The organism is Streptomyces shenzhenensis, from assembly GCF_021462265.1.
In the GTDB taxonomy this organism is placed as follows: Bacteria; Actinomycetota; Actinomycetes; order Streptomycetales; family Streptomycetaceae; genus Streptomyces; species Streptomyces shenzhenensis.
Genome location: NZ_JAJONF010000197.1, coordinates 1 through 500, shown reverse-complemented (window position 1 = coordinate 500; position 500 = coordinate 1). Strand labels below are relative to the sequence as shown.

Sequence of the window (500 nt, the reverse complement as noted above, 5' to 3'; positions counted from 1 at the left end):
CAGCGCGCCCAACGGCCGTTCCCAGGCCCGTCTGCTGCGGACCGCGCTCGACACGGCCGGGCTGGCCCCGGCCGATGTGGACGCCGTCGAGGCGCACGGCACCGGCACCCGGCTCGGCGACCCCATCGAGGCCCAGGCCCTCCTCACCACCTACGGCCAGGACCGCGACCGCCCCCTCTACCTCGGGTCGGCGAAGTCCAACCTCGGGCACACCCAGGCCGCGGCCGGCATCGCCGGGGTGATGAAGATGGTCCTCGCGCTGGAGCACGGGCTGCTGCCGCGCACCCTGCACGTCTCCGAGCCGACCTCACACGTCGACTGGTCGTCCGGCGCGGTGGAACTGCTCACCGAGAGCCGGGCCTGGCCCGAGGTGGGCCGGGTGCGCCGGGCGGCGGTGTCCGCGTTCGGGATCAGCGGGACGAACGCCCACGTCATCCTGGAGCAGCCGGAGGAACACCAGCAGTCCGACGTCGAAGAAACGCCCACCGGACTGCCCCTGC

Annotated in this window: 1 protein-coding gene; it reads left to right on the top strand. The window is 74.0% G+C overall.

The features are described from left to right. Window positions 1-500: ketoacyl-synthetase C-terminal extension domain-containing protein (locus LQ326_RS47435; RefSeq protein ID WP_234545414.1), on the top strand; the 500-nt coding region annotated here is incomplete at both ends.